The organism is Acinetobacter sp. D009, from assembly GCF_038562025.1.
Lineage (GTDB): Bacteria > Pseudomonadota > Gammaproteobacteria > Pseudomonadales > Moraxellaceae > Acinetobacter > Acinetobacter pittii.
In genome coordinates this window covers 1,796,748-1,821,381 of sequence record NZ_CP151886.1, presented here as the reverse complement: position 1 = coordinate 1,821,381, position 24,634 = coordinate 1,796,748, and the positions used below count along the sequence as shown (strand labels likewise).

The 24,634-nt window shown below is 38.6% G+C and carries 24 protein-coding genes; 7 read left to right on the top strand and 17 right to left on the bottom strand.

Translation table 11 applies throughout. The annotated features are described in order from the left end of the window. Nucleotides 1-17: 17 nt before the first annotated feature. The 11 genes from AAC388_RS08610 to AAC388_RS08560 all read right to left on the bottom strand — a co-directional run bounded on the left by AAC388_RS08610 (nucleotide 18) and on the right by AAC388_RS08560 (nucleotide 11,451). A complete protein-coding gene (locus AAC388_RS08610; RefSeq protein ID WP_213689706.1) occupies nucleotides 18-533 on the bottom strand; it encodes a hypothetical protein in 516 nt (171 codons plus the stop codon). A 134-nt stretch (nucleotides 534-667) separates the two neighbouring features. Further along, a complete protein-coding gene (locus AAC388_RS08605; protein ID WP_342371506.1) occupies nucleotides 668-997 on the bottom strand; it encodes a hypothetical protein in 330 nt (109 codons plus the stop codon). A gap of 56 nt (nucleotides 998-1,053) precedes the next feature. After that, nucleotides 1,054-1,617: a TetR/AcrR family transcriptional regulator gene (locus tag AAC388_RS08600; protein ID WP_342371505.1), complete on the bottom strand. Its 564-nt coding sequence runs from the start codon at nucleotides 1,615-1,617 to the stop codon at nucleotides 1,054-1,056. 763 nt (nucleotides 1,618-2,380) lie between these two features. Continuing rightward, the gene (locus AAC388_RS08595; RefSeq protein WP_032003716.1) at nucleotides 2,381-3,283 is read right to left on the bottom strand and encodes a bile acid:sodium symporter family protein; all 903 of its coding nucleotides are present in this window, start codon (nucleotides 3,281-3,283) and stop codon (nucleotides 2,381-2,383) included. 74 nt (nucleotides 3,284-3,357) lie between these two features. Further along, nucleotides 3,358-4,998, bottom strand: coding sequence for an AMP-binding protein (locus AAC388_RS08590; protein WP_130625853.1), 1,641 nt, complete (start codon nucleotides 4,996-4,998; stop codon nucleotides 3,358-3,360). A gap of 137 nt (nucleotides 4,999-5,135) precedes the next feature. After that, on the bottom strand, nucleotides 5,136-6,509 hold the full coding sequence (locus AAC388_RS08585; RefSeq protein WP_130625852.1) for a long-chain fatty acid transporter: 1,374 nt from the start codon (nucleotides 6,507-6,509) through the stop codon (nucleotides 5,136-5,138). 156 nt (nucleotides 6,510-6,665) lie between these two features. Further along, nucleotides 6,666-8,489 (bottom strand): acyl-CoA dehydrogenase, encoded by a 1,824-nt coding sequence (locus AAC388_RS08580; protein WP_342371504.1) that lies wholly within the window; start codon nucleotides 8,487-8,489, stop codon nucleotides 6,666-6,668. 9 nt (nucleotides 8,490-8,498) lie between these two features. Continuing rightward, nucleotides 8,499-8,960, bottom strand: a complete 462-nt coding sequence (locus tag AAC388_RS08575) for a MaoC family dehydratase (protein ID WP_342371503.1) — start codon at nucleotides 8,958-8,960, stop codon at nucleotides 8,499-8,501. Between the two features lie 2 nt (nucleotides 8,961-8,962). After that, nucleotides 8,963-9,874, bottom strand: a complete 912-nt coding sequence (locus AAC388_RS08570) for an SDR family NAD(P)-dependent oxidoreductase (RefSeq protein ID WP_342371502.1) — start codon at nucleotides 9,872-9,874, stop codon at nucleotides 8,963-8,965. Between the two features lie 44 nt (nucleotides 9,875-9,918). Next, complete coding sequence (locus AAC388_RS08565) at nucleotides 9,919-10,674, bottom strand: glucose 1-dehydrogenase (protein WP_342371501.1); 756 nt, start codon at nucleotides 10,672-10,674, stop codon at nucleotides 9,919-9,921. A gap of 12 nt (nucleotides 10,675-10,686) precedes the next feature. Continuing rightward, entirely contained in the window at nucleotides 10,687-11,451 is a 765-nt protein-coding gene (locus AAC388_RS08560) for an SDR family oxidoreductase (RefSeq protein ID WP_342371500.1), read from the bottom strand. Nucleotides 11,452-11,630: 179 nt separating this feature from the next. Here AAC388_RS08560 and AAC388_RS08555 point away from each other — a divergent pair, with 179 nt between their 5' ends. The 3 genes from AAC388_RS08555 (at nucleotide 11,631) to AAC388_RS08545 (ending at nucleotide 14,388) form a co-directional block, all read left to right on the top strand. Continuing rightward, a complete protein-coding gene (locus AAC388_RS08555; RefSeq protein WP_272413035.1) occupies nucleotides 11,631-12,566 on the top strand; it encodes a LysR family transcriptional regulator in 936 nt (311 codons plus the stop codon). Between the two features lie 93 nt (nucleotides 12,567-12,659). Continuing rightward, nucleotides 12,660-13,229, top strand: a complete 570-nt coding sequence (locus AAC388_RS08550) for a TetR/AcrR family transcriptional regulator (protein ID WP_069140547.1) — start codon at nucleotides 12,660-12,662, stop codon at nucleotides 13,227-13,229. Between the two features lie 139 nt (nucleotides 13,230-13,368). After that, nucleotides 13,369-14,388: an MBL fold metallo-hydrolase gene (locus AAC388_RS08545; protein ID WP_086354860.1), complete on the top strand. Its 1,020-nt coding sequence runs from the start codon at nucleotides 13,369-13,371 to the stop codon at nucleotides 14,386-14,388. Nucleotides 14,389-14,445: 57 nt separating this feature from the next. Here the strand turns inward: AAC388_RS08545 and AAC388_RS08540 are convergent, their stop codons facing one another. Continuing rightward, a complete protein-coding gene (locus AAC388_RS08540; RefSeq protein WP_342371565.1) occupies nucleotides 14,446-14,814 on the bottom strand; it encodes a hypothetical protein in 369 nt (122 codons plus the stop codon). 406 nt (nucleotides 14,815-15,220) lie between these two features. Between AAC388_RS08540 and AAC388_RS08535 the strand changes: the two genes are divergently transcribed. Both AAC388_RS08535 and AAC388_RS08530 read left to right on the top strand, forming a co-directional pair. Further along, entirely contained in the window at nucleotides 15,221-15,769 is a 549-nt protein-coding gene (locus AAC388_RS08535; RefSeq protein ID WP_342371499.1) for an Rrf2 family transcriptional regulator, read from the top strand. Between the two features lie 158 nt (nucleotides 15,770-15,927). Further along, on the top strand, nucleotides 15,928-17,133 hold the full coding sequence (locus AAC388_RS08530) for an FAD-dependent oxidoreductase (protein WP_342371498.1): 1,206 nt from the start codon (nucleotides 15,928-15,930) through the stop codon (nucleotides 17,131-17,133). A gap of 93 nt (nucleotides 17,134-17,226) precedes the next feature. Here AAC388_RS08530 and AAC388_RS08525 read toward each other — a convergent pair whose 3' ends face one another. Beyond that, nucleotides 17,227-17,919 carry a type 1 glutamine amidotransferase domain-containing protein gene (locus tag AAC388_RS08525; RefSeq protein ID WP_130172569.1) on the bottom strand — a complete coding sequence of 231 codons (693 nt, stop codon included), beginning with the start codon at nucleotides 17,917-17,919 and terminating at the stop codon, nucleotides 17,227-17,229. A gap of 156 nt (nucleotides 17,920-18,075) precedes the next feature. Between AAC388_RS08525 and AAC388_RS08520 the strand changes: the two genes are divergently transcribed. Continuing rightward, nucleotides 18,076-18,492: a MerR family transcriptional regulator gene (locus tag AAC388_RS08520; RefSeq protein ID WP_002113932.1), complete on the top strand. Its 417-nt coding sequence runs from the start codon at nucleotides 18,076-18,078 to the stop codon at nucleotides 18,490-18,492. A 226-nt stretch (nucleotides 18,493-18,718) separates the two neighbouring features. On the opposite strand, the gene AAC388_RS08515 is transcribed toward AAC388_RS08520, so the two are convergent. The 3 genes from AAC388_RS08515 to AAC388_RS08505 form a co-directional block, all read right to left on the bottom strand. Continuing rightward, entirely contained in the window at nucleotides 18,719-19,786 is a 1,068-nt protein-coding gene (locus AAC388_RS08515; RefSeq protein ID WP_342371497.1) for a saccharopine dehydrogenase NADP-binding domain-containing protein, read from the bottom strand. Nucleotides 19,787-19,801: 15 nt separating this feature from the next. Then, a complete protein-coding gene (locus AAC388_RS08510) occupies nucleotides 19,802-21,040 on the bottom strand; it encodes an NADH:flavin oxidoreductase/NADH oxidase family protein (RefSeq protein ID WP_130172567.1) in 1,239 nt (412 codons plus the stop codon). Nucleotides 21,041-21,198: 158 nt separating this feature from the next. Then, complete coding sequence (locus AAC388_RS08505; protein ID WP_044103372.1) at nucleotides 21,199-22,029, bottom strand: alpha/beta hydrolase; 831 nt, start codon at nucleotides 22,027-22,029, stop codon at nucleotides 21,199-21,201. A 328-nt stretch (nucleotides 22,030-22,357) separates the two neighbouring features. Between AAC388_RS08505 and AAC388_RS08500 the strand changes: the two genes are divergently transcribed. Beyond that, complete coding sequence (locus tag AAC388_RS08500; RefSeq protein WP_342371496.1) at nucleotides 22,358-23,254, top strand: acetoacetate decarboxylase; 897 nt, start codon at nucleotides 22,358-22,360, stop codon at nucleotides 23,252-23,254. Nucleotides 23,255-23,397: 143 nt separating this feature from the next. Here the strand turns inward: AAC388_RS08500 and AAC388_RS08495 are convergent, their stop codons facing one another. After that, a complete protein-coding gene (locus tag AAC388_RS08495; RefSeq protein WP_087400714.1) occupies nucleotides 23,398-24,513 on the bottom strand; it encodes an NAD(P)-dependent alcohol dehydrogenase in 1,116 nt (371 codons plus the stop codon). Between the last annotated feature and the right edge of the window lie 121 nt (nucleotides 24,514-24,634).

Below are 24,634 nucleotides of genomic sequence, written 5' to 3'. Positions count from 1 at the left end.
TACCAAATTAAAAACTTTTACACATAATTACCATTCTCATCCAGCTCGTCTTTTGGCCTATTATGATAATCAGAAATTAAAAAACTAAAATAATCCATCATATTAGCCATAATGCTTCTTGAAAAATTCAAGTCCATATAAATTCCATATTTTATCTTTTTATGTACATCAAAAAATGTTTGCATAATTATACTAAAGAAATCCAACCAATCATCATCAACATTTTTATTTCTGTTATTGGTTATAGTTATTGATAAAATTTCATTTCTTTTTTCTGAAAAAATACCGATCAAATACCCTCTTAAATAATCATGAAATGCTGACAAATTCCTTCCAAATTGTTTTGTATTTGGATGAATATCATTCAAATATTCTCGATTATTTCCATATATTTTATCACCAAAAAAATCATAAACTTCTTGAATTCCTTCAAAATCAGATATATCAAAGCAAACTTTAATAACTTGCTTACTTGTAATATCTTGCTCAGTAAAAAAATGACATGAGTCATCTTTCATTTTAATATTCTGCACAATAAAACTCCAACACTATGAAAAGATTAACGTAGTTTTCATTCATACTTTTCACTGCGGTATATCCAATCTATACATAGCCACTCCTATGTTAAATTAACAACTATATTTTTGAAAAGTTAATTCATATAGACTCAATAATTAATATTTCCAAGTTGTTTTTTAAATATTTTTAATGCTTCATGTCTAGTTTTTTGTGTATATCTTTTTGTCATACTTGCTATTTTATTAAGTATTAAGATTATTTCATCAGAAATATACTCGGATTTTTTATTCAATAGGTTTAGAGCTAATATTGTCCAATATTCTGAAGTACTATCTGATAGAGCAAAAATAAGTATTTCTCTAATTTGTTCAAAAGAATAGACTTCAGCAATATTCTCAACTTCTTTATTTTCAAGTATTAATAAACCTTCCCTCACATCTTGCATTAAAACCCCTTCAATTATTTGTTTAGTTTTCATGATCTACAATTATAACTTTAAATTAATCTCTAACCTTTAGTGAGTAAAATTTAGAATTAAACATTATCAAATATTACCCCAAAAAACCTCCCCATCACCACATCCCTTTCCTCCAAACTCTTTGAGCTTAAAATCTGGAACATCAAGCCATCAATTAGGTTTAAAACCAAATTGGCATCGGGTTTTAATGCATGAGCTTCTAAACTAAAAACTAAATCAAAAAGTTCTTTAAGCAGCCATTTTCTATATTCAAGCGCTATGCGGTAGGCCTGCGGGTAAATGTGTTTAGTTTCAAAAATGGCTTTAAGTAATAGATAGTACAGGCTATTAAAATTGACATGTAAAACAATAATCTCTTTGAGTTTATCGCTTGAGGTTCGGTAACGGCTTGAGTAGATAATTGCCAGCACTTCTTCTTTGAGTTTACTTTTTTGAAAGGATACGCACATTTCAATAAGTCGCTGTTTTGAGTGAAAGTAGTTATAAAAGGTGGCTTTAGGAATTTTGGATTTTTTGACGATTAAGTCCACGCCCGTATTGTGAAATCCATAGATATTAAATAGCTCTATTGCAGTATGAATAACCTGTAATTTTTTGGAAGATCTTTCTAAAGTTGGCATCGTTTTACCGTTATAAATTCTTGTTGTTGCTAAAAGAGATTAAAAAGCCTGTGCCTTTTCTGGGAGAAAAAAAGGCACAGCAAAGCCGTAAAGACTGTGCTTGGCACATCTCAAGTTTTATTGTTGCTAAGTTTTAGACGTAATGATTTAAAGCCTGAAAAGCCTATAGCTCATCAAACTGGTTTAAAACTTTAAGTTGTGTCGAGATAGATTTTGACAGTGACTGCCAATAATTTATGAATGTGCATAGCCAACTCCTTCTTTTGGGAGTTCTGCCGAAACATTATAAATTATGGTGGCAGAACGGAAGCAGGTTGACGGACTGGTTTGAACTCCAGCACACCCGAAGGTGTCCCACTCCCGCCCTACCGCTACGGGAGGGAACGAGGTGTGCACACAAGACTACTCCTCAGAAGAAATAATCCTGATGTGGTTCAAATAACGGTCCGTCAAAACCGACTGGCAATGTAGGCCAGCCCGCAAATGGTAATCTTCAATATTTGAGCTGTCAATGTGAAATTGGCTAGAAATTATTTAATTAAATTATTGTTTTTCATTTAATTACATAATTAAGAAAAACCTTAAATATTGGCTTAACAATTTGCTTTTATAACAGCACTCTAACGCTTTCTTTTTATTGTGACTGCGCTTACTCGGCCATAAATATTTTAAATTTTGAGACTAAAAAAGGAGGTATTAGCCTCCTCTTTTATTTCAAACTCTCAACATCTGGTGGTAATTAAATACCTTTATCTGCCAGATATTACTGAAGATTCTTTGAGTACGTTTTAGGTGATATTTGGGTGATGTCTTTCTTTTCTAGACGATTTAACAATGTGCCAAAGATTGCAGCAACAATGTACATAAATAATGAATAAACTGCTGCTGGCATAGCGGCCATACTGCTTGCCATTACTGTAAAAGCAATGGTCATGGCTAAGGTACTGTTATGAATTCCAATTTCAAACGCGCAAGCTTTTGCCTGAAAGCTATTTACTCCCAATAATCTTGGAACAAAATAGCCAACCATTAAACTACATACGCAGAACAGTAAAGTTGCCAATCCAATTTGTCCAATATACGTCATCAGATTTTGATAATCTCGTGCAACTGCTAGTATGATGATCGATACGAGAAAAACGATAGCAAAGATACGCACAGGTTTATTGAGCTTTTCAGCCGTATGCGGCGCAAAATGACGGACTAACATCCCGATCCCAACGGGAACTAAAATAATAAGAAAAACCTGTATGATTTTAGAGAATTGCAATCCTACGTTTTGTCCATTTTCCATAAAGTGCTGTATTGCAAAATTCACGATTAATGGAAGTGTAAAGGCAGCAATGACCGAATTTATAGCCGTTAAAGTAATATTTAAAGCGATATCACCTTTATAGAGATAGCTAAATAAATTAGCTGTTGGCCCGCCCGGTGATGCAGAAAGGAGCATTAATCCAACAGCAAGCATTGGTGGTAAAGCAAGAACCTTACAAATAATAAAAGCAATACCGACTAAAATAACCAGTTGGCAAAATAATGCGATAAATACGGCTTTTGGATGTTGTCGCACGCGTTTAAAGTCATTTATGGTCAACTCTAGACCCAAACCAGCCATAATAATTGCGAGTGCAATTGGTAAAAATACGGTAATTAATCCTGAACCCATAATCTCATTCCTTTTTTCATTTATTTATGGAGCTTCTAGTCCCATACGCTTATGTTTTTAATTAAAAGTTCTTATTAAACTTTTAGTTCTTTTCTTAAAATTTTACCCACATTCGATTTGGGTAATTCATTGATAAATTGAATATAGCGCGGTTGTTTGTAGCCAGTCAGGTTTTCTTTTGCATAGATTTGGATTTCTTCAACCGATAAAGAGTCATCTTTTTTGACAATAAAGGCTTTCGGCACTTCACCCGATTTTTCATCTGCAATGCCAACCACGGCGACTTCTAAAATTTTTGGATGTTGGGCTAAAACTTCTTCAATTTCGTTCGGAAAAACATTAAAGCCTGAAACTAAAATCATGTCTTTTTTACGGTCAATAATTTTGGTATAGCCTTTTTCATTCATAAAGCCAATATCACCCGTTCTAAAGAAACCATCAGCAGTCATGACCGCTTTCGTTTCTTCAGGTAAATTCCAATAACCTTTCATGACCTGCGGGCCACGAATTGCAATTTCTCCAGTTTCACCGGGTGCTAATTGATGACCTTCATCATCCAAAATTGCAATATCCGTGCTCGGTACAGGAATACCGATTGTGCCACTAAAAGTATTAGAGATTGGCGGGTTAAAGGTCGCAACAGGAGAGGTTTCTGATAAGCCATATCCTTCACGGATAATACGTCCTGTCAGTTTTTCCCATCCATCGGCAGTGGATTTCAAAATTGCCATACCGCCGCCAGTGGTAATTTCTAAACGGCTGTGGTCCAATTTATTAAAGCCTTCATGATGAAGCAGTGCATTAAATAAAGTATTTACAGCAGGAAAAACCGTAGGACGATATTTTTCAAAACAATGTACGAGAGCGTCTAAATCACGCGGATTTGGAACCAAAACAGTGGCATAACCTTTATTCATTGCACTGTGCAATAAACAGACAGTAAAACCAAAAATATGATAAAGCGGTAAGGCACAGATTGCTATTTCATCTTCAAAAGCATCTCGATCACCAAAATAGCTTTTAAAAACCACATTGTTTTGTAATAAGTTGGCGACAATATTTTTATGGGTTAATTCTGCGCCCTTGGAGACACCTGTTGTTCCACCCGTATATTGTAAAAGCACAGTATCCTCAAGAATAAGCTTAGGACGTATGTAGTCTTGGGCATTTGTCTTCAATAAGATTTGCTTAAAAGCGTATTTTTTAGAATCTAAGCTGTCTAATTCAGTAGGTTGCTCGACTAACATTTCAGTCATGGTGGTAGTAATAATCTGCTCAACCGACACTTGCTCTTTAACCGCCTCATAAACAGGTAAAAATTGTTCTAATATAAATAAGACTTTTGCGCCTGCATCATTTAATTGATGCTTTAACTCACGGGCTGTATAGAGGGGGTTAATATTGACCAGAATGTAACCTGCACGAATGACGGCAAGTGAAATAATTGGGTACTGAATAATATTGGGCATCATCACGGCAACACGTGTACCTTTTTCTAGCCCTAAACTTTGCAAGAATGTTGCTACTTGTCGACTATATAAATCAATTTCAGCATATGAAAAAGATTGGTCTGCAAATATAAAAGCCTTTCTTTGCCAGAACTTATTAAAACTGTTGTCCCAAAAATCGAGAAGTGAAGTTTGTTCATCCGGCAATGTAATCGTACTTTCTATATTCCATTGCTTATATTCATCTAACCAGATCTGTTTTGTCATCTTATTGTCCTTTTATGAGAGGGAGAAATGGAACTGTTCCTACTCCACTTTTTATATTTTCTTTAATCTCTTAATCTGCTTACTCTCGTACAGAAATAAACTGTTTATATAACTAAGCGATCCATCAAATAGTTGAATTAAAATTTATAACCAATTTTCAAACCGTAACCGATTGAATAGTTATTTTTATATTCACCCACATAATATTCACTGCCTGCTTGAGCACCAAGCTGTCCTTTAGCATCACCGAGCCATAGATACTTCATTCCACCTGAAATAAAGTATTTTGAAGTTGGACTATATTGCGCACCAAGACCAACACTGTAATAACCTTTAGCTGGCCCACCTGTGGACACGCGCTCACCTGCTCCCGAGTCCCAACCTACAGAAACTGAACCCGACCATTTATCGCTTAGGCGTTGTCCAATCCCAAGATTGGCAGACCATTGATCATCATAATAACGAACCAGATTAAAACCGTTTGGACGACTTGGCGTTGATAGAACCCCAACAACTTCTGAGATTTCACCAAAACGATACGGTTTAAACTCAAAATCATTCCAGTGAACCCAACGCACGTTACCGAACAATAAAGTACCTTTGCGTAATCCGGTCTGAAATTCCAAATTCACTGACTCTGGCGCTCTAAACTTAGTTGAGCCTGATGTGCCTGCTTCGGGTAAGCCCGCAACAATATGATTGAGTGCATCCTTCCGCGATTCAGTGAGTTGTCCTATAGAAACCATATACGCCAAATGCTGATCAAGAAAATCACGGCCTTGCTGCGTACTTAACATATCAACCAATGGCGCATTTTCATTGGCAGTCACTTCATGCATAATTTCTGAACGATAGGTTAATGAGGCTTTTATGGCTTTTTCGGGAATTTGATAACCAAATCCTGCCAGCCATCCCCAATCTCCAACTTCTTTGGCATTAAAGTCATAGCCATTATATAAACTGAAAACTTGACCTCTTAAATTGACGTTACTTTTAAATGTCTGATAAACAGGACCTGCATAAAAGTTCCAGTTCTTATCCGGTTGATAACCAAATATCAGACTAAAATTTTGCATAACAAAATTCGATTTGGTGTTCCCTGTTACGACTTCTCTACCGGTCTTTTGGGCAAGTGTTGCTGAATCAATGCCTGGTACTAAAATCGTATCACTCGGCTTAGCAACAAAGCTGTTATTTCCATAATATTCTGAGTCGGAAGTAAAGGGCTGATCGTAAAGAAAGCCAAATGAAAACTTAGATGCTACCTGTAATTTCAAAGCTGCACTGGGACGATAATCAGAGTTTGCAATATCAGAAATACTATTACGGGTTGGGTTTGTACCTGCTTCTTGTCCTTCTAACGAAGTGTCTGAAACAGATAAACTTGCCTCAAAATAATTACCGGGTTGTAGAAATGCAGAAATTGATTGTCCTGTTCGATCAAATGCTGCTGCATAGAGTGGGCTCGTACAAAATGAAGCCATGACCATGACTAATGTTTTCTTTTTCATCTTTTAATCCGTCCTAGATTTTTATTTTTACTTATTAGGGCACTCTTTACTGAACGCCTGATGTTTGTTTTTACATAGTGATTCTTATTAGGCATTTTCTATAAAATCAGGTTGTTCTCCTTTACATTCAACGGTGCGGTTAAGGAATGGTTCTTACTAGAACCATTCTTCTGACATGTTGAGTGGAGTCGTCTCTACCGGATCAAGCACCGCTAACCAACTCATAATTTTCGGCATTTCCCAGCCAAAGAAATAATCACATGCTGCAAGCTTCCCACGCAGAAAATCAGGGTCTGTTGAGTTCGGCATGAGTTTATGAATGACTACCGCCTGATCAAGCCATAACCATCCCACCACAAGATGTCCAAAAGCTTCTAGATAATTGGCGGCATTTGCCAGTTGAAGTTCTACATCGGTTAAGGCATGCAATTTCTCTGTTACATCTCGGATGAGTTGCCACTTTTGATCTAATTGATCTGCATGATCTTTTAAAGAAGGCTCTGCTTTGGCTTGTTCGATCGTATTCATGATTTTTTCATGTAATAGCTTCATCGACAGTCCCTGATTAAGACGAGTTTTTCGTCCTAATAAATCGAGCGCCTGAATGCCAAATGTTCCTTCATGAATCGGGTTGAGTCGATTGTCCCGATAAAACTGTTCAACATTATATTCACGGGTATAACCGTAGCCGCCATGAACTTGAATGGCTAAATCATTTGCCACAAGCCCCCATTCAGAAGACCAGCTTTTCACTACTGGCGTTAATAGATCAAGTAATTGATGTGCTTGATCGCGTTGCTCGGCATCTTCAAGCGAGTGGATATCATCGGTTAATCGGGCTGCATATAGGCACAGTGCCAACGCACCTGAGACATATGCTTTTTGCGCCAAGAGCATACGGCGAACATCCGCATGTTGAATGAGCGGAATTTGTGGAGAACTTGGATTGCGTTCACTACGAGAGCGACCTTGTACTCGAGTTTTTGCATAATCTAAAGCATGAAGATAACCAGTATATCCCAATGCTGCTGCCCCAAGTCCAACCGAAATTCGGGCTTCATTCATCATATGGAACATATAGGCCAGTCCTTTACCAGCTTCGCCGACTAGCTCACCAATTGCGCCTGCTTCTCCTTCGGGTGTGAAACGACCTTCCCCAAAATTCAGCACACAATTCACAGTTCCCCGATAACCCATTTTGTGGTTAATTCCAGCTAATGCCACATCATTACGTTCACTTGGCTGTCCATTTTCATCGAGTAATTTGCGCGGTACAGTAAACAAAGAAATACCTTGCACACCTGCTGGTAATTGTCCATTTTCATCTGGAATTTTTGCCAAAACCAAATGAACAATATTGTCAGAGATATCGTGCTCGCCACCTGAAATCCACATTTTGTTTCCAAACAAACGATAACGACCATCTTTTGTTTTAATCGCACGTGTACGAATATCAGCCAGACTTGAACCTGCTTGCGGCTCCGATAAGCACATCGTTCCGAAACATTTGCCTTCTATCATAGCGTTGACATAGGGTTTAACTTTTTCAGGTTCACCATGAGCCATTAATAAATTTGCATTACCAATGGTTAAAAAGGCGTAACCCGCTGTTCCCGAATTGGCACCAAGTAGATATGCCATACCTGCACGCTCAATGGTATTGGGTAAGTTCATTCCATTCCAATCTGACGGAAACGCTGCACTCATCAAACCTGCATCCGCAAAGGCCTTTAGCGCTACCCCGACTTCAGGATTGACAGTTACACGTTCACCATCAAAAACAGGTTCGTTACTGTCATTTTTTTTATTATGAGGAGCAAATAAATCGGTTGCCAAAGCCTCGTAAACGTTTAAAACAGACGTATATTCAAAACGGTCCTGTCCTGCAAAAGAATTGCGTTGGCTGAGTTCTTCGACTTTTAGCCAATCGAATAGCAAAAAATCGACATCACGGCGAGAGAGAATTAATTCATTGCTCATGGTTTATTCCTATACATTTACAAGTGTAAGCCACTCGGCCACAAGTGCCGGTTTTGCCTGATCTTCGATTTCAATCGTGACTTCCATGATCAACTGATAACTTCCCTTATTTTTTTGGGAAATATTTTTTAAGTGAAAATTTCCACGCACCCGCTTACCGCTATGTACAGGACTCATAAAACGCAAATTATTGATGCCATAATTCACGCCAGATTTCTGCCCCTGTACAGTCGGCAAGACCTGAGCGGCCATCGCTGAAAGTAAAGAGAGTGTTAAAAAACCGTGGGCAATCGTGCCCCCAAAAGGTGTCTGACGAGCAGCTTCTTCATCCACATGAATAAATTGATGATCTTGTGTGACATCCGCAAAGGTATTAATCATGTTTTGATCAATGGTCATCCATTGCGAGCTACCTAATGCTTGGCCTTGCAACTCAACCAGTTGGTCGATACTTAATGTATTTTTTGTCAAAATTATTCTCCTGCCATTAATGAAGCTTTTTTCAGCTCAAGCTCACCCTGAGCGCCTCCTCTAACAGGCACAAACTCATCTGTTCGGTCTGAAACATCAGCTAAACGTTGTGCTAAAACATGCGGAACTTTTTCATCCGTACCTAAATAAATTCCTTGCGTAAGGGTAATGTGGGCAGCTTCAAAACTACCTGCGCCAGCACAAAGAATCATACGGGTAGGTGCATCTTCGCTAACCAAAGTCGCGATTGCAGGACTGACCGCACTTGGAGCAAGAGCTTTAAGGGCTTCTTCGGGTAATAATCCTTCAAGCATACGAGTTGCAGCTGTTGGTGCTAGACAGTTCACCCGAACATTAGATTTTTCACCCTCTAAAGCCAGTGTCTGCATGAGTCCAACCAATGCCATTTTTGCAGCACTGTAGTTGGACTGCCCAAAGTTGCCATATAGACCAGAGGATGAAGTCGTCATAACAATACGACCATATTTTTGCTCGCGCATGATATTCCATACCGCTTTAGTGCAATTTACTGCCCCCATTAAGTGGACATCAATCACGGTACGGAAGTCATCTAGTGACATTTTGCTAAAAGTTTTATCTCGAAGAATTCCAGCATTATTAATTAAAATATCTACACGTCCCCAACGGGCAATGGTTTCATCTACCATCTGTTGAACTTGTTCAATATCCGTGACTGAAGCACCATTTGCCATCGCCTCGCCACCAGCCGCAATAATTTCATCCACGACTTTTTGGGCCGCCATGGTTGAGCCACCTTTTCCATTCACATCGCTACCAAGATCATTCACGACCACTTTTGCACCCAAACGAGCCAGTAACAATGCATGTTCCCGCCCTAGACCTGCGCCTGCACCTGTAACAATAGCCACTCGATTGCTTAAATTAATTGTCATGATTTTTCCCTAAATATATGAATAAGATGTATTTAATAAATGTTTTAATAAGCTGTCACGCCGCCATCAATTGCAATGGCTTGACCTGTGAGATATGAGTTTTCTTTGGCACACATCATCAGCATCATTGCCACCACTTCGCTTGGATGGCCAAGACGCTTCATTGGCGAGGCCTGCGCTAAAAAGTCTTGTTTCTCTTTGAGTTCACTGTCGACCACCATCGGGGTGGTTGTATAAAATGGACAAATTGCATTAACTCGAATGCCTTTATTTGCATATTCAACCGCTGCTGTTTTGGTTAATCCCACCACAGCATGCTTTGCCGCAGCATAGGCAGCCAATTTGGGAGCCGCACCTAAACCTGCAACAGAAGCAACATTCAGAATAATGCCACCACCTTGTTGCAACATCTGACGAATTTGATGCTTCATTCCAAAGAACACACCTTTGGCATTGACGGCAAAACTCAAATCCAGATCTGCTTCATCGGTATCAATAAGGCTTTTCATAGGCGGACTCATACCTGCATTATTGATCCCGACATCGATTCTACCAAACTGAGTAACTGCACTTTGCACCAAAGCCTGTACATCTGCTTCACAGCTAACATCACACACTTGCGCAACCACCTCCACTCCTGCTTGGCGTAGCGGTTCAACTACAGTATTTAACCCTTCAATATTCAAGTCACCCAACACTAGTTTTGCACCATACTTTGCCAGTTGCTCTGCCAGCAATGCACCAAATCCACTCGCTGCACCTGTGATTAAGACCACTTGACCTGAATAATGTTCGTACATTGCTATTCCTCCCTAAATAGTTAAACCGCCATCAACCACAATACATTCACCATTGGTGTAACTCGCAGCATCTGACACTAAATAAAGTACAGTTCCAGCCATTTCACGTGGTTCTGCGTGACGGCGTAATGGAATTGTGTCCATCCAGCTTTTATAAATATCTTCATTTTCAAATAGTGCCGAAGCAAATTTGGTCTTGGTAAGACCCGGCAATAAAGCATTCACTCGAATGCCCAATGGTCCACATTCTTTTGCAAAGGCTTTGGTCATATTCACCACCGCAGCTTTGGTAATAGAATAAATACCTTGTCGATCTCCGGGTTGCAGGGCATTTACAGATGCGGTATTAACAATTGCACCGCCACCCTGTTCTTTCATTAATTTACCTGCCTCGACAGACATGAAGAAATATCCACGAATGTTGACTTCAACCGTTTTGTTATAGGCCCCAATATCTGTATCGAGAATATTACCAAAATAAGGGTTGGCAGCTGCATTATTGACTAAAATATCTAAACGACCGTGTTCTTTACGAATATATTCAAAAATTGCTGCAATATCTTCGAGTTTACCCACATGACAGGCGGCTGCCTCCGCTTTACCATTTGCTGCAATAATTTCATTAGCAACGCGTTGGCAATCTTCAACCTTGCGACTAGATACAATTACATGTGCGCCTTGTTCAGCTAAAAGTTTGGCAATTTCCTCACCAATACCACGGCTTGCACCTGTAACTAAGGCTATTTTTCCAGTCAAATCAAATAAATGTGTTGCCATATCATTTCCTTATGTTCATAGGTTTTATAAAAATTTGTTGTAATCAACGCTTTCTAAATGCTGTTACCACAAGCGCTACGTTCAAAATTCACAGTATTAATCACTCTATTTCTTATGCTATTTCCTGACCATATCTAACTTGTTACAATGAATAAAATGAATTGTTTGAATAACAAACTATGAATGAAATGAATAATAATATTGCCTCTCTTGCTCGTATTGATCTGAATTTATTTCGTGTATTTGTGGCAATTTATAGAGAAAAAAATCTAACACGGGCCAGTGAACAACTTTTTCTAAGTCAACCTGCTGTTAGCCATGCATTAGCTCGTTTACGTGATCATTTTAATGACCCATTATTTATTCGAGATGGACACGGTGTTGTTCCATCACCTTTAGCCAAACGTTTATGGCCTAAAATTGAACAGTCATTACAACTTATGCATCAAGCAATTCAAAGCACGCATGACTTTGTGCCAGCACGAGATTTAAAGCATCTCACAATTGCTATGAATGATGAGTATGAAGGAATTTTTTTACCCTCTATTATTCAGCACTTAACTCAATTTAATCCTAATTTGCAGTTAAATAGCGTACGCATTGATCGTAAAAACTTAAGACATGAGCTTTCTACGGGAAAAATCGATTTTGCGATTGATGTGCAACATTCGGTTGAAGATAGCATTGGTTATGAATGCCTTACTAAAGATCAATTTGTAGTAATAAGTCGCAAGCAGCATCCTTTATTATCCACAACAAACCTAACCAAAGAAATTTATTTAGAAGCTAAACACATTACAGTGTCCTCTCGTCCTACAGGTCGTGTCTTTGAAGATTTTTTCTTATCTAAACAAGGTATCAAAAGAACGATTAGTTTCCGCTGCCAACAATATGAAACGGCAATCCGATTAATTACACAAATGGACCATTTACTCACGATTCCTCAATGTCAAATTGCTCACTTTAAAGATAATTACCCTCAAATTAAGGTGCATCCGCTACCGATAGATATTGTTGGATATCAAATGAATTTATATTGGGATCAGCAAAAGTCCCATGAACACCAAATCGTATGGTGTAAGAGCCAAATATTGCAGCTTATGAATAGTTTATAAAATAGTAAATTTATGACAATAAAATTCTATTTCGCTTGCGCTGCTCATATTTTTATGTATGATTGAGTAATCACTCAATTAATATTTTTGTATATGGCTCGTCCTCGTAGTGAAGATAAACGTAATGCAATTTTAAGTGCTGCTATTGAAACATTAGCAGAGCTTGGCGAGCGTGCGTCTACCTCAAAAATTGCCAAAGTTGCTGGCGTGGCAGAAGGTACTTTATTTACCTATTTTAGTAATAAAGAAGAACTGCTGAACCAGTTATATCTTTCGCTAAAGGCCGAACTGCGTCAGGTGATGATGCTTAGTTACCCTGCCGATTCTGACTTACAAACACAAATGTCGCATATTTGGCAAAGCTATTTGGACTGGAGTCTAGAAGCTCCCCTTAAACGTAAAGTGATGGCACAGCTTTCGACCTCAGAACAAATTACTGAACAAAGCAAACAAATTGGCATGCAAACCTTTTGTGACCTCACCCAAAACATTCAAGAGCGTATTAACGATGGCAAGTTAAGAGACTATCCACCGTTATTTATTGCTTCAATTTTAGGTGCGCTTGCTGAAGTTACCCTCAATTTTATTGCCCAAGACCCTTCTCAAGCCGAGCGTTATCGCAAATCAGGTTTTGAAGCCTTTTGGCATGCAGTTTCAATATAGATAAAAGTAAGGATGCACGGCGTCCTTATTTTTGAATGAATTAATGAGTGAGTAAATACTCATTTAAATAAATCTAAATAAGCACTTAGCCCAAGTTCTTATTTGTACATATAGGTTTGTTCCAATAAGGAAAAACAAAATGACTATTTCAAACACAACAGACTTGCCTACTCCCTTAATGCCATCACAGCAACACAATGGCAAATTTAGAAATACGCGTCCGAACCAACACCAGCCTTCGTTTGGCAAAACGCTTCAACTTATGTGGAAGTTTCTATTTAACAAACCTAAAGATACCGTTCCAAACAAAGCAATTCCTGTTTTAAGTTTGTCGAAAGAACAATTATTAAGTGCACCTGACCGCTCTCTATTTCGTTTGGGCCACTCAACTATCTTGTTAAAACTTCAAAATGAGTTTTGGTTAACCGACCCTGTTTTTTCAGAGCGTGCATCACCTTTTCAATGGCTTGGACCAAAACGTTTCCATCAGCCCCCAATTAGTATTGCCGAATTACCACTCATTAAAGGTGTGATTTTGTCGCATAACCACTACGACCACCTCGACTACCATGCAGTCATGCAGCTTAACGATAAAGTTGAGCACTTCTTAACACCGCTTGGTGTGGGTGACACACTCATTAAATGGGGAATTCCAGCAGAAAAGGTTCAGCAGCTCGACTGGTGGGATACCACACAGGTAGATGGACTAAAATTGGTGGCTACCCCTGCTCATCATTTTTCAGGCCGTGGTATGGGCGATAGCAATGCGACGCTTTGGGCTTCGTGGGTGATTATTGATAATGATCTACGGGTATTTTTTAGCGGTGACACAGGCTATTTCGATGGGTTTAAAGAGATCGGACATCGTTATGGCCCTTTCGATCTCACCATGTTAGAAACTGGTGCTTACGACCCAGAATGGCCCGATGTTCACATGCAGCCAGAGCAAACGTTACAAGCACATATCGACTTAAAAGGACGTCATTTGTTGCCTGTGCACAATGGTACTTTTGACTTGGCGCTTCATGCGTGGGATGACCCGTTTGAACGTATTGTCGGTTTGGCTCAAAAAAATAATTTAGCAATTAGCACACCGCAAATGGGTGAAATCTTGAATCTTAATGAACCAAATGTCGAAAATTATTGGTGGCGTTCGTAAGTTTGAAGAAATTATTTGGAGAGTAAAAGAATGCTTTTACTCTCCAATTTTAAAATTTTAACTTGTGTGGTGTGCCTTCCACGGAAACTTAATTGTGCACAAAACAAAAACCAGAAATAAAAATTGAGAAATATACATATAGTTGAGCAAGTCTCGCCCTACTTTTAATGTAATCCAAGTGTTGTGAATGACATCACTAAATATAATAAGAAAAGTTAGAATTAAGCCGATACGAGGTCTATAAAATAGAAGAATTGCTGCAAGTGGATCAATAAACGTTAAAGATGTCCAATAAATACAAGTAAATAAAGGCGCATTGTTATAGCCCCAAAACAAACCATGCATCAAAACTGTTTGTAAATGGTTGAACCCTGCACCGATAAGGCAAAGTGCATAAATACATCTAATAATAAATTCAGTTTTCAAAACAACTCTCTTATTCATTCATCATGCTATATAAAAAATATTTTTATTCAGATAAAGCTATTTAATATTTTAAGTAAAACAATCTACGTAAATATAATTTAAATAACTCTATAAATAAATGATAAATGCCTATCCCGTTTCATCTATCTTACTTATAAGTGGTGAACTATTTGATTAAACACCTGTTAGACATTTTTACACTCAAGAGAACTTAATAAAATATTTTTTATAAATTATAAAAATTCGTTTATTTAATAAAATTTAAATTATTCAATTAGATAAATTTATAGTTAACACTTTTAAATAGCTTTCTTAGAACTAGGACCAACTTTGTCTTAGTTTTATTATTGACTTAAAACACAGACTATATTAGTCTGTGTTTGCAATTGATCAATTATGAAATTAAATGGCTTATATCACTAGTAGCGTCGAGTATGCGATTCACTGTCTTCTTTTTCTTGTGAACAATGAAGACAAACCTTTAAGTAGTAAGGATCTTGCCGAATTACAAGGAGTCTCTCCGAGTTTCATGGCCAAGATTTTTCCTAAACTTGAAAAGGCAGGTCTCGTTATTGCTCAAGAAGGTGTTCGTGGTGGATATTTACTGGATCGATCTGCTCACGAAATCAGTTTTTTAGATATCGTGAACGCAATTGAGGGGGAAAAACCACTTTTTGAGTGCCAAGAAGTTCGTGGAAAATGTGCAGTCTTTAACAATGCCCCACCCGATTGGGCAACCAGTGGTGTGTGTGCAGTACATGCAGTCATGCTACAAGCCGAAAAAGCCATGCGAGATGCTTTAGGTGCTCATACACTTGGTGATATTGCAGACCGTTTTGGCCGTTATGCACCTGACGTGTTTTTTAGTGATGTAAATGGCTGGATCAATGAACGCATTGAAGGAAGAACAGCAAAAATGCGTAAAAGTAAAATATCGCGGGATACCCCCGACTAATAAGTTAGTAGGGGTTCGCTCCCTAACATAAAACACCCTTAATCCTTTTTAAATGCCTTCTCAGATTTTTTCGGACAATCAGAGAATGGATTCGCTCACCCAAAATTTTGTGATGAGTTGGAATGTGATGTCCGAAAATCTATCAAAAGGATAATCAAATGAGTAAGCGTATTATTATTGCAGGTTCTGGCTTTGCTGGCTTATGGGCTGCACTCGCTGCCCAAAGAGCAATTCACTTAGCGTCGCAAGAACAAAACATTGAGGTGCTGATGGTTTCCCCTAGCCCGAATGTTGGGATTCGTCCTCGTCTTTATGAAGCTGTGCTTGAAAACATGAACCCTGATATTTCAGAGTTATTAAGTGTGGTGGGAGTTAAATTTCTGGCAGGTTGGGTAAATAAAATTGACTCAAACCAACAGACCATCGAAGTTTCAACCACCGATGGCAACAAACAATCCTTAAGCTATGACCGTTTTATTCTGGCAACGGGAAGTACCACTTTTATGCCCCCGATATCAGGTCTTACCGAATATGGCTTTAGCGTAAGCACACTAGAAGATGCTGAAAAACTAGACCAACATCTTAAAAACTTAGCCAGTAAACCTGCAAATGCAGCGCGTAATACCGTAGTCGTTGCAGGTGGTGGTCTTACCGGGTTAGAAACTGTTACCGAAATGCCTGAACGTCTGCGTAGCATTTTAGGTAAAACTGATGTTCGTGTGGTTTTAGTTGATTCTTCAACAGAAATTGGTGCAGCAATGGGTGACCAAGCTGCTACTGTTATTCGAGAAGCCCTTAACGAGCTAGGTGTCGAAGGTAAAGCTGGGCTACGAGTTACGGCGTTAGATGCATCAGGTGTAACGCTTTCTAACGGAGAAAAAATTGAAACAGAAACCGTGATCTGGACAGCCGGTATGCGAGCTAACTCACTCACTTCTCAAATTACAGGTGAAAAAGATAATTTGGGTCGTTTGATTGGAGATGCCTATTTACATGCACCCGAAGCAAAAAATATTTTTGTGACTGGCGATACTGTAAAAGTTCCAACCGATGATTTGGGGAATTTTAATGTGATGTCGTGTCAGCATGCTATGAGCTTAGGCCGTGTGGCGGGTTATAACGCTGCGGCAGAATTGGTTGATTTACCCCTTCATCCATACAGCCAACCGAAGTATGTCACTTGTGTTGATTTAGGGCCATGGGGTGCACTTTATAGCGAAGGTTGGGATCGACAGGTTCAATTTGTGCGTGATGAAGCTAAAAAAATTAAACAGGAAATTAATACTGTCTGGATTTATCCACCAGCTGCAAACCGTGAAGCAGTTTTTGCAATAGCAAACCCTGATTTTGTAATTGTTCCTTAAGGTTAATTTTTTACACCAATTCATTTATTTAAAACCCTAAAAGCAAGCACATTGCTGGTCCTACTTTTAGGGTTTTATATTTGAATCATTAAATTACGACTTTTCTAGCTCTTCTATTATCGCTAAAGCTGTCTTTTTAGCTGAAAAAGGGTTTTGACCGGTAATTAATTTGCCGTCTTGAACGACGTATGGTGCAAAAGGAATAAAAGCTTTTTCATAACGAGCGCCATATTCTTTCGCTAACTCTTCGGCATTGTACGGCACTTTTTTTGCCACCCCTGCCAAAACCTCTTCACTCCATGCAAAGCCTGTTAATTTTTTACCTTTTATAAGTCGTTCACCATTTGAAAGTCTGACATTGAGCAAGCCACAATAGCCATGACAAACACTCGAAACAATGCCGCCTTTTTCATAAATGTTTTTGGTGATTTCTTGCAATTCAGGGTTATCTAAAAAATCCCACATCACCCCATGGCCACCTGTGTAATAGATCACGTCATAGTCTTGCCAATTAATATCGGAAGGCTTAAAGGTATTTGCCAGCAGCGTAATAAAAGCCTGATCTTTTTCTCGGTCTTTAACAGATTTATCTGCCACTAAAGGCACAAGCGATTTTGGTTCTATCGGAGTTTTTCCGCCGTTGGGACTCACGATATCTTGCACATAACTTTGCTTTTCAAATTCGTCATAGGCATGGGTGAGCTCGCCTAACCACAGCCCTGTTGGTTCATCGACATCCTTATAGCGTGAAACATTGGTCACGACATGTAATATGCGTTTAGACATTTTCTCACCTCATTTTTCATATTTATAATTCTATTCTTTCATCTATCAAAGCATAGAAAGTTGTTACTGAAAGTGTGTGCTTGGTAAAGTTATGAACCTTGCTTTTGTGTTACTATAAGTCTAAAGTTAGCTTGAATGTCAAGAGAGTATGTGGCTATGAATATTAGCGAGTTATCGAAATTAAGTGGTTTAAGTACCCCTACTATTCGTTATTACGAGCAAATTAAACTCTTGCCTAAAGCAAAAAGAAAATCGAATGGCTATCGTGAATATACTGATAATGATTTGAAACAACTTTCTTTAATCCAGCAAGCTCAACAAGTCGGGTTTTCTTTAGCAGAAATTAAAGCATTTTTGCCATCGAAAGTTGTCGCTTGGGACCATGATGCTCTCATTCAAACGATTGAAACCAAAATTCAGGAAATAGAAATTTTAGAACAAAAGCTAAAAGTCAGTAAGCAAAACTTACATACCATGATTGAAGCTATTAATAACAAACCAGATGAAATTACATGTGAGCAAAATGCAGAACGTCTGATGAATCTCTATTTTGACAACGCAAAAACACCATAATTTCAATTAGAGTTAATCGCTCTCGCGTTGTATAGATGGGTACTGGTATCAACTAAGTAACCAAAGCGTTTAAGTATCAATCTATAAATCTAAAAAAACGAATTACGGACCAACGCTGTAATTCGTTTTTTCATGCAAATACTATAGAAAAAAATCAGCCAATCTTTTGATAGCGAAAACCTTATTCGGGACCATCAATAAATGTGCTGTTTTAATAAAGGCTTTATTAATTAATGACCAGTGGACCAGAACCCGGTAGTTCGGTCACTAGCTTATAACCCATCAATTTTGCGGGTGTGTATGTACCACCCTTAACGGTATTTTTGAGCAAATAATTCACTACAGTGAGTGAACCATTTACCGTAAGGCTATAAGCGTTTTCCGTTTGGATACGGGCGGTTTTGATTTCCCCACGCATATTTCTTGCTTCACCCCAAACATAGGTGGGTACTTTTGCGCGGAGTTCCTCATTTGGCCCAACAACTGTCTTTTCAATACGCGATTTAATAAACTTCTGCACAGCATTAATTTTTAATACTGGGCGTAAATAGTTCATCATTTTCGCGCCCATAATCATTTTGGGAAATGCAGGTACAAATACTTCAATGTTTGGAATACCTGTTGTATAGAACGCTGTAGATACGTCTCCCCACGGAACACTCATGGCACTTTTTTTACCGTCACCAAAATCAATGGTACGCACATAATGGGCTAATGGAACGGTGGTAATTTTTCCGTTTTTACGAATTTTTCCGCCTTCGGCCATGCCTTCTGTACTTGTTTTAGCTGTACCTGGTGAAAACCCTGTTCTAGAGTCAAAACCAAGCGCTAAATGAGTCGCATCTGGCAATGCTTCTTTCAGTGCAGCGGCAACACAATCTGTCGGGATCACATCGAAACCGACACCCGGACAAAGCACAACATCGGCTTTTTCAGCTTGGCTGTTAAGTGACTGTGCCAATTCAAATACGGCGATTTCACCAGTAATATCTAGATAGTGAGCACCAGCCTTTATACAAGCTTCCATCATGGGTTTTGATGTTGCTGAAAATGGCCCTGCACAGTGCATCACCAATTTAAAGCCTTGGAGTTCTTCACTTACCGCATTTATGTTATCGAGCTCAAAAGCTTTATAGCTGAGTCCCAGCTCTTGAGCTAATGTTTCAACCTTAGCTTTGTTACGACCAGCCAGAGTTGGTTTTAGACCTTGGCGTACAGCTTCACGAGCGATTAACTCGCCCGTGTAGCCATTTGCCCCATAAATTATCCAGTTTGAATCGTTAGGATTTGTCATAACACAACTCACTTATTAAGAAGCAAATGAATAGTCACGCATGCCTTTTTTGTATTGGCGGGTACGGCATGACATCGCTGATTGTTGCAAAATTAAAGCCCAAGCTGGTGAAACATTTGGTTTTGTTTTTTTACCAGAGCTTAAATTACGTAACTGGAATTTGACCACCGCCATATTGGCAAGTGAAGCAAGTGTTTTGTTCTTCCAAGTAATCGGTTTTAATTCAGGAGTAAGATTCTGGCCTTGTTTCCAAGCATTTGGCAAATTAGGTTCAATCGCTAGAGCTGTGGCAATACCGACCATATCTACACCGCTTTCAACTACTTTTTCTGCCACTTGTTTACGGCGTATGCCACCTGTCACCATAACAGGCATTTTGGCAACTTTACGAATTTCTTGTGCAAATTCTAAAAAGTAAGCTTCACGAGCAAGTGTACGGCCATCACGTGCTTGACCTTGCATGGCAGGTGCTTCATAACTACCGCCTGAAAGTTCAACCAAATCTACAGCATGTTCATTTAACATTTTAACCACTTGTTGAGCATCTTCAGCGCTAAACCCACCACGTTGGAAATCGGCTGAATTTAGTTTCACTGCAACAGTAAACTGAGGCGAAACTACTTTACGAACAGCTTCAACAATCTCTATTAAAATGCGAGCGCGGTTTTCTAAAGAACCACCCCATTGATCTTGGCGTTTATTACTCAGTGGAGAAAGAAACTGGCTTAATAAGTAACCATGCGCTGCATGAATTTCTACACCGGTAAACCCAGCTTTTTCACCTAAACGCGCCGTATTTGCAAAACGCTGAATCACCTCTGCAATCATAGATTCAGTCATTTCAATTGGCGTATTAAAGCGATTTGACATTTTGCCAAGATCAAGTGAAATAGCCGATGGTGCCCAAGTCTGCTGACCAAGATTTGCTTGCATTTGACGTCCTGGATGGTTAATTTGAAGCCAAACCTGAGCACCTTTTGAACGACCAATTTGTGCCCATTTTTTAAAAGTATCTAGATGCTTTTCATCTTCTAATACTACACCGCCCGGTCCAGTCATCGCTCGGCGGTCTACCATCACATTTCCAGTAATAATTAGACCTACACCACCATTTGCCCAAGCTTGATATAAACGCATTAATTCTTCTGATGGTGCGTGGTTTAAATCAGCCATGTTTTCTTCCATTGCCGCTTTAGCAATACGGTTAGGAACATATGAGCCATTTGGGAATACTAATTTTTCGAACACTTTCATTGGAATGACCTCATTCAGTATGGCTTTACTTTAAGATTAAAGCTAACTTTAATGTCAATACCTTTTAGTATTTCTATATTTAGACATTTGAATTTGTTATTTTATATAAAAAAAGAGGCACTCAATGTGCCTCTTTTTTAAAAGATTAGAACTTCAAATTATTCGCGAATAAACGCCAACAAATCAGCATTAATCACTTCATGGTTCACGGTTAACATACCGTGAGAAAAACCCGGATAGATCTTGAGTTGGCTATTTGGAAGTAACTCAGCAGATTTTACGCCAGACGTTTTGTAAGGCACGATCTGGTCGTCATCACCATGTAATACCAAAACAGGAATGGTGATTTTCTTTAAATCTTCTGTAAAGTCAGTTTGTGAGAATGCCACAATACCATCGTAATGTGCTTTTGCACTGCCCGTCATACCCTGACGCCACCAGTTAGCAATAATACCTTCAGATGGTTTCGCATCTGGTCGGTTAAAACCATAGAACGGGCCAGATGGAAGATCTCGGAAAAATTGCGCACGGTTTGTGAGAACCTGATTTTGCAGATCATCAAAAACTTCTTTTGGTAAACCTTCAGGATTATTTTCAGTTTTAACCATCAGTGGCGGAACTGCACTGACAAGAACAGCTTTCTTAACATTGTCTTGGCCATGACGTGCAATATAGTGAGCTACTTCACCACCGCCCGTTGAGTGGCCAATGTGAATTGCATTTTTAATATTCAGATGTTTAACCACTTCTGCAACGTCATCTGCGTAGTGGTCCATATCGTGACCATCCCACACCTGACTCGAACGTCCATGTCCCCGTCTATCATGGGCAACTACACGAAAACCTTCTTTAAGGAAAAAAAGCAACTGTGTGTCCCAATCATCTGAACTTAAAGGCCATCCATGATGAAAAAATAAAACTTGGGCATCCCGTGGTCCCCAATCTTTATAGAAAATTTCTACGCCGTCTTTTGTGGTTACATATCCCATCTTTGTTCTCCTGGTGAAAAACTGCTTGTTGATTCGTTATAAAGGATTGAATATTTATACTAAGTTTAAAGTTAACTTTAAGGTCAACTATCTTAATCGTCTTTTAAAAATAAAATTTATATGAAGACGCTAGGCGACATTGTATCTTTTTAATCTTTAATTGTTTTTATTTTATTTCCCTTAAATATCAAAGACTTTACACCTCAAAATTAAAGACTTGACCTTAAAGTTAGCTTTAATCTTATAGTTTCTGTATTGATTCTAAATTAACACGTCTTGAAATATACAGCATTAGCTACTCGGTCAATTAATATAAAGGTGAACTTTCATGAATACAAAACAACAGTTTACTGAAGTTGAATTTGGGCAACAAAAAGTCAAAGTACCCAAAGGTGGTTATTATGACCGTTTCAGAATGAACCCCGATTTAGATGAAGTCGCGCAAGATCCTGCTGTTGGCAACATCGATTTTTTCCGTCATATTCCTAAAAAAATTGTGGAATCCCGAGTAGGTCCTGTTTGGGCACCCAATTTTTATTATCGTAGTGCAAATGTACAACTGCTCATGCTTGCACCTATTAAGCAAATTAAAGCAAAACTTCCTGCTGACTTAACGCCATTACAACCATTTCCGGGTTACGGGTTGGTTGCTGTTACGTTTTTTACCTATTCTCTTTGTGACAATGACCCTTATAACGAAGTGTCGATTGCGATTGTTGTCCGTAAGCCTAATGCTCGTGTTTCACATATTGCAGAGTTAATGAAATCGATGCGTCAACGTCATTTTTATGCTCATGTTTTAGCTTTGCCTGTTGATACTGAAATCGCCAGAGTGCGTGGTGTATATGGTTACCAGCTACCAAAATGGTTAACTAAAATTGACGTCAACATTAACTCAAAAGAAGTGCAAGCCGATATTTTTGATGTTAATGGCAAATTGGATTTAAGCTTAAAGACCGCTGTACCGACTTTAAAATATGTTGATTCTGAAACACATATCAACAGAGCCACCATGCTACATGTTGTTGATGGTAAATGGCATCAAACTGAAGTTGAGTCCAACATTCTTTCTTTTGCACAAAAACTTTTTCCAAAGAATGTTCAACTTGAGAAAAATGAGGGACCGTTAAGTACATTGCTAAATGAGCTTAGTGCTTCAACTATTCTCCGCTTAGATATTATTGAGGATGCTCAGGTGGTGCTTAATTTGCCAGTTAAAGTTTAACAATCAGTTACTTGGTTGATTTAATTTAGTTAAGCTAGATATACGTATTAGTTTGAAGTATTCAATTGTAAGAAATTTAAATTAATTATGGTTTATAAGAATTTTAAAAGGTCATATCAAATAAATGCCATGACCTTTTAAATTTAACCAATCTTTAAAATTGGTTTGAGTGTTATACCTTCTTGGCTATCGATTGCTGCTTGATTAATATCTTTAAAATCATAGAACCTGATCAGTTTATCAAATGGAAATTTACCCTGTTGATATAATGCAACCAGTTCTGGAATAAAGCGTTTAGCAACACTATTTCCTTCTACCACACCTATGATTGATTTACCTCCAATCAGTAAATCATTTACATCAAAAGCGGCAGTTACCCCTAATGGTGGTGCACCAACAATTGCAATTTTGCCGAGAATACCAAGTGCATCAATGCCCTGTTTTACAATTTCAGGACGGCCTGTAGACTCTAGTGCAAATTGAACACCACCTTGCGTAATTTCCTTAATTGCTTCAATGGGGTCTTGGACTTTACTATTAATAACATGTGTTGCCCCTAGTTCTTTTGCAAGAGTTAAACGGGACTCCACAATATCGACAGCAATGATCGTAGTTGCTCCACATACTTTTGCAGCAAGCAATGCACTTAATCCAACGGCACCTGCGCCCCATGTCACAAAGCTGCTGGCAGGTCTAACACCTAATGCATTTATGACTGCACCTGCGCCTGTCTGTATTCCACAGCCCAATGGACCCAATAATTCTAAAGGCACATCTTGAGTGACTTTTACTGCATTATTTTCACGGCTGATCGCATAGGTTGCAAATGAAGATTGTCCAAAAAAATGGTCATGTACTTTATGATGATCGTGTGTACAAATTGCAGAATTCCCTTCGGGATCAGTGCCACCAAAGTTACGACCAAAAAAGTCCTGACAATATGCAGGATTCCCACTGCCACATTGCTCACAAATCCCACAATATCCATAACTAAGAACTACATGATCACCGATTGCTAAATCTTTCACATTTGGACCAATCGCTTCTACAATTCCCGACCCTTCATGTCCTAATACCGCTGGTAAAGGAACAGGATAATATTGATCTCTAACAATTAAATCGGTATGACACATACCTGTTGCTACGATTTTTACCAAAACCTCATCATCTTGGGGTTCACGAATCTGAAGTTGCCTGAGTTCAAAATCTGCACCTTTGCTTTGGGTCACAGCTGCAGTAATCTCTGTAAAATTTGTCATATCTCAACATCCTGTATCAGATTATATTTTTATAAAAACAAGCGTCTTATTCACAGTTCCTTTCGTCTGGACCAACAGCCCCCTAAAAATAGAATGCTATAGATTCCAAGTGAAATAACAT

Excerpts from the sequence above, each read along its gene's own strand:
- AAC388_RS08605 (WP_342371506.1), bottom strand. The coding sequence starts at position 997 with ATGAAAACTAAACAAATAATTGAAGGGGTTTTAATGCAAGATGTGAGG.
- AAC388_RS08600 (WP_342371505.1), bottom strand. The coding sequence starts at position 1,617 with ATGCCAACTTTAGAAAGATCTTCCAAAAAATTACAGGTTATTCATACT.
- AAC388_RS08595 (WP_032003716.1), bottom strand. The coding sequence starts at position 3,283 with ATGGGTTCAGGATTAATTACCGTATTTTTACCAATTGCACTCGCAATT.
- AAC388_RS08590 (WP_130625853.1), bottom strand. The coding sequence starts at position 4,998 with ATGACAAAACAGATCTGGTTAGATGAATATAAGCAATGGAATATAGAA.
- AAC388_RS08585 (WP_130625852.1), bottom strand. The coding sequence starts at position 6,509 with ATGAAAAAGAAAACATTAGTCATGGTCATGGCTTCATTTTGTACGAGC.
- AAC388_RS08580 (WP_342371504.1), bottom strand. The coding sequence starts at position 8,489 with ATGAGCAATGAATTAATTCTCTCTCGCCGTGATGTCGATTTTTTGCTA.
- AAC388_RS08570 (WP_342371502.1), bottom strand. The coding sequence starts at position 9,874 with ATGACAATTAATTTAAGCAATCGAGTGGCTATTGTTACAGGTGCAGGC.
- AAC388_RS08565 (WP_342371501.1), bottom strand. The coding sequence starts at position 10,674 with ATGTACGAACATTATTCAGGTCAAGTGGTCTTAATCACAGGTGCAGCG.
- AAC388_RS08560 (WP_342371500.1), bottom strand. The coding sequence starts at position 11,451 with ATGGCAACACATTTATTTGATTTGACTGGAAAAATAGCCTTAGTTACA.
- AAC388_RS08555 (WP_272413035.1), top strand. The coding sequence starts at position 11,631 with ATGAATGAAATGAATAATAATATTGCCTCTCTTGCTCGTATTGATCTG.
- AAC388_RS08550 (WP_069140547.1), top strand. The coding sequence starts at position 12,660 with ATGGCTCGTCCTCGTAGTGAAGATAAACGTAATGCAATTTTAAGTGCT.
- AAC388_RS08545 (WP_086354860.1), top strand. The coding sequence starts at position 13,369 with ATGACTATTTCAAACACAACAGACTTGCCTACTCCCTTAATGCCATCA.
- AAC388_RS08535 (WP_342371499.1), top strand. The coding sequence starts at position 15,221 with ATGGCTTATATCACTAGTAGCGTCGAGTATGCGATTCACTGTCTTCTT.
- AAC388_RS08530 (WP_342371498.1), top strand. The coding sequence starts at position 15,928 with ATGAGTAAGCGTATTATTATTGCAGGTTCTGGCTTTGCTGGCTTATGG.
- AAC388_RS08525 (WP_130172569.1), bottom strand. The coding sequence starts at position 17,919 with ATGTCTAAACGCATATTACATGTCGTGACCAATGTTTCACGCTATAAG.
- AAC388_RS08520 (WP_002113932.1), top strand. The coding sequence starts at position 18,076 with ATGAATATTAGCGAGTTATCGAAATTAAGTGGTTTAAGTACCCCTACT.
- AAC388_RS08515 (WP_342371497.1), bottom strand. The coding sequence starts at position 19,786 with ATGACAAATCCTAACGATTCAAACTGGATAATTTATGGGGCAAATGGC.
- AAC388_RS08510 (WP_130172567.1), bottom strand. The coding sequence starts at position 21,040 with ATGAAAGTGTTCGAAAAATTAGTATTCCCAAATGGCTCATATGTTCCT.
- AAC388_RS08505 (WP_044103372.1), bottom strand. The coding sequence starts at position 22,029 with ATGGGATATGTAACCACAAAAGACGGCGTAGAAATTTTCTATAAAGAT.
- AAC388_RS08500 (WP_342371496.1), top strand. The coding sequence starts at position 22,358 with ATGAATACAAAACAACAGTTTACTGAAGTTGAATTTGGGCAACAAAAA.
- AAC388_RS08495 (WP_087400714.1), bottom strand. The coding sequence starts at position 24,513 with ATGACAAATTTTACAGAGATTACTGCAGCTGTGACCCAAAGCAAAGGT.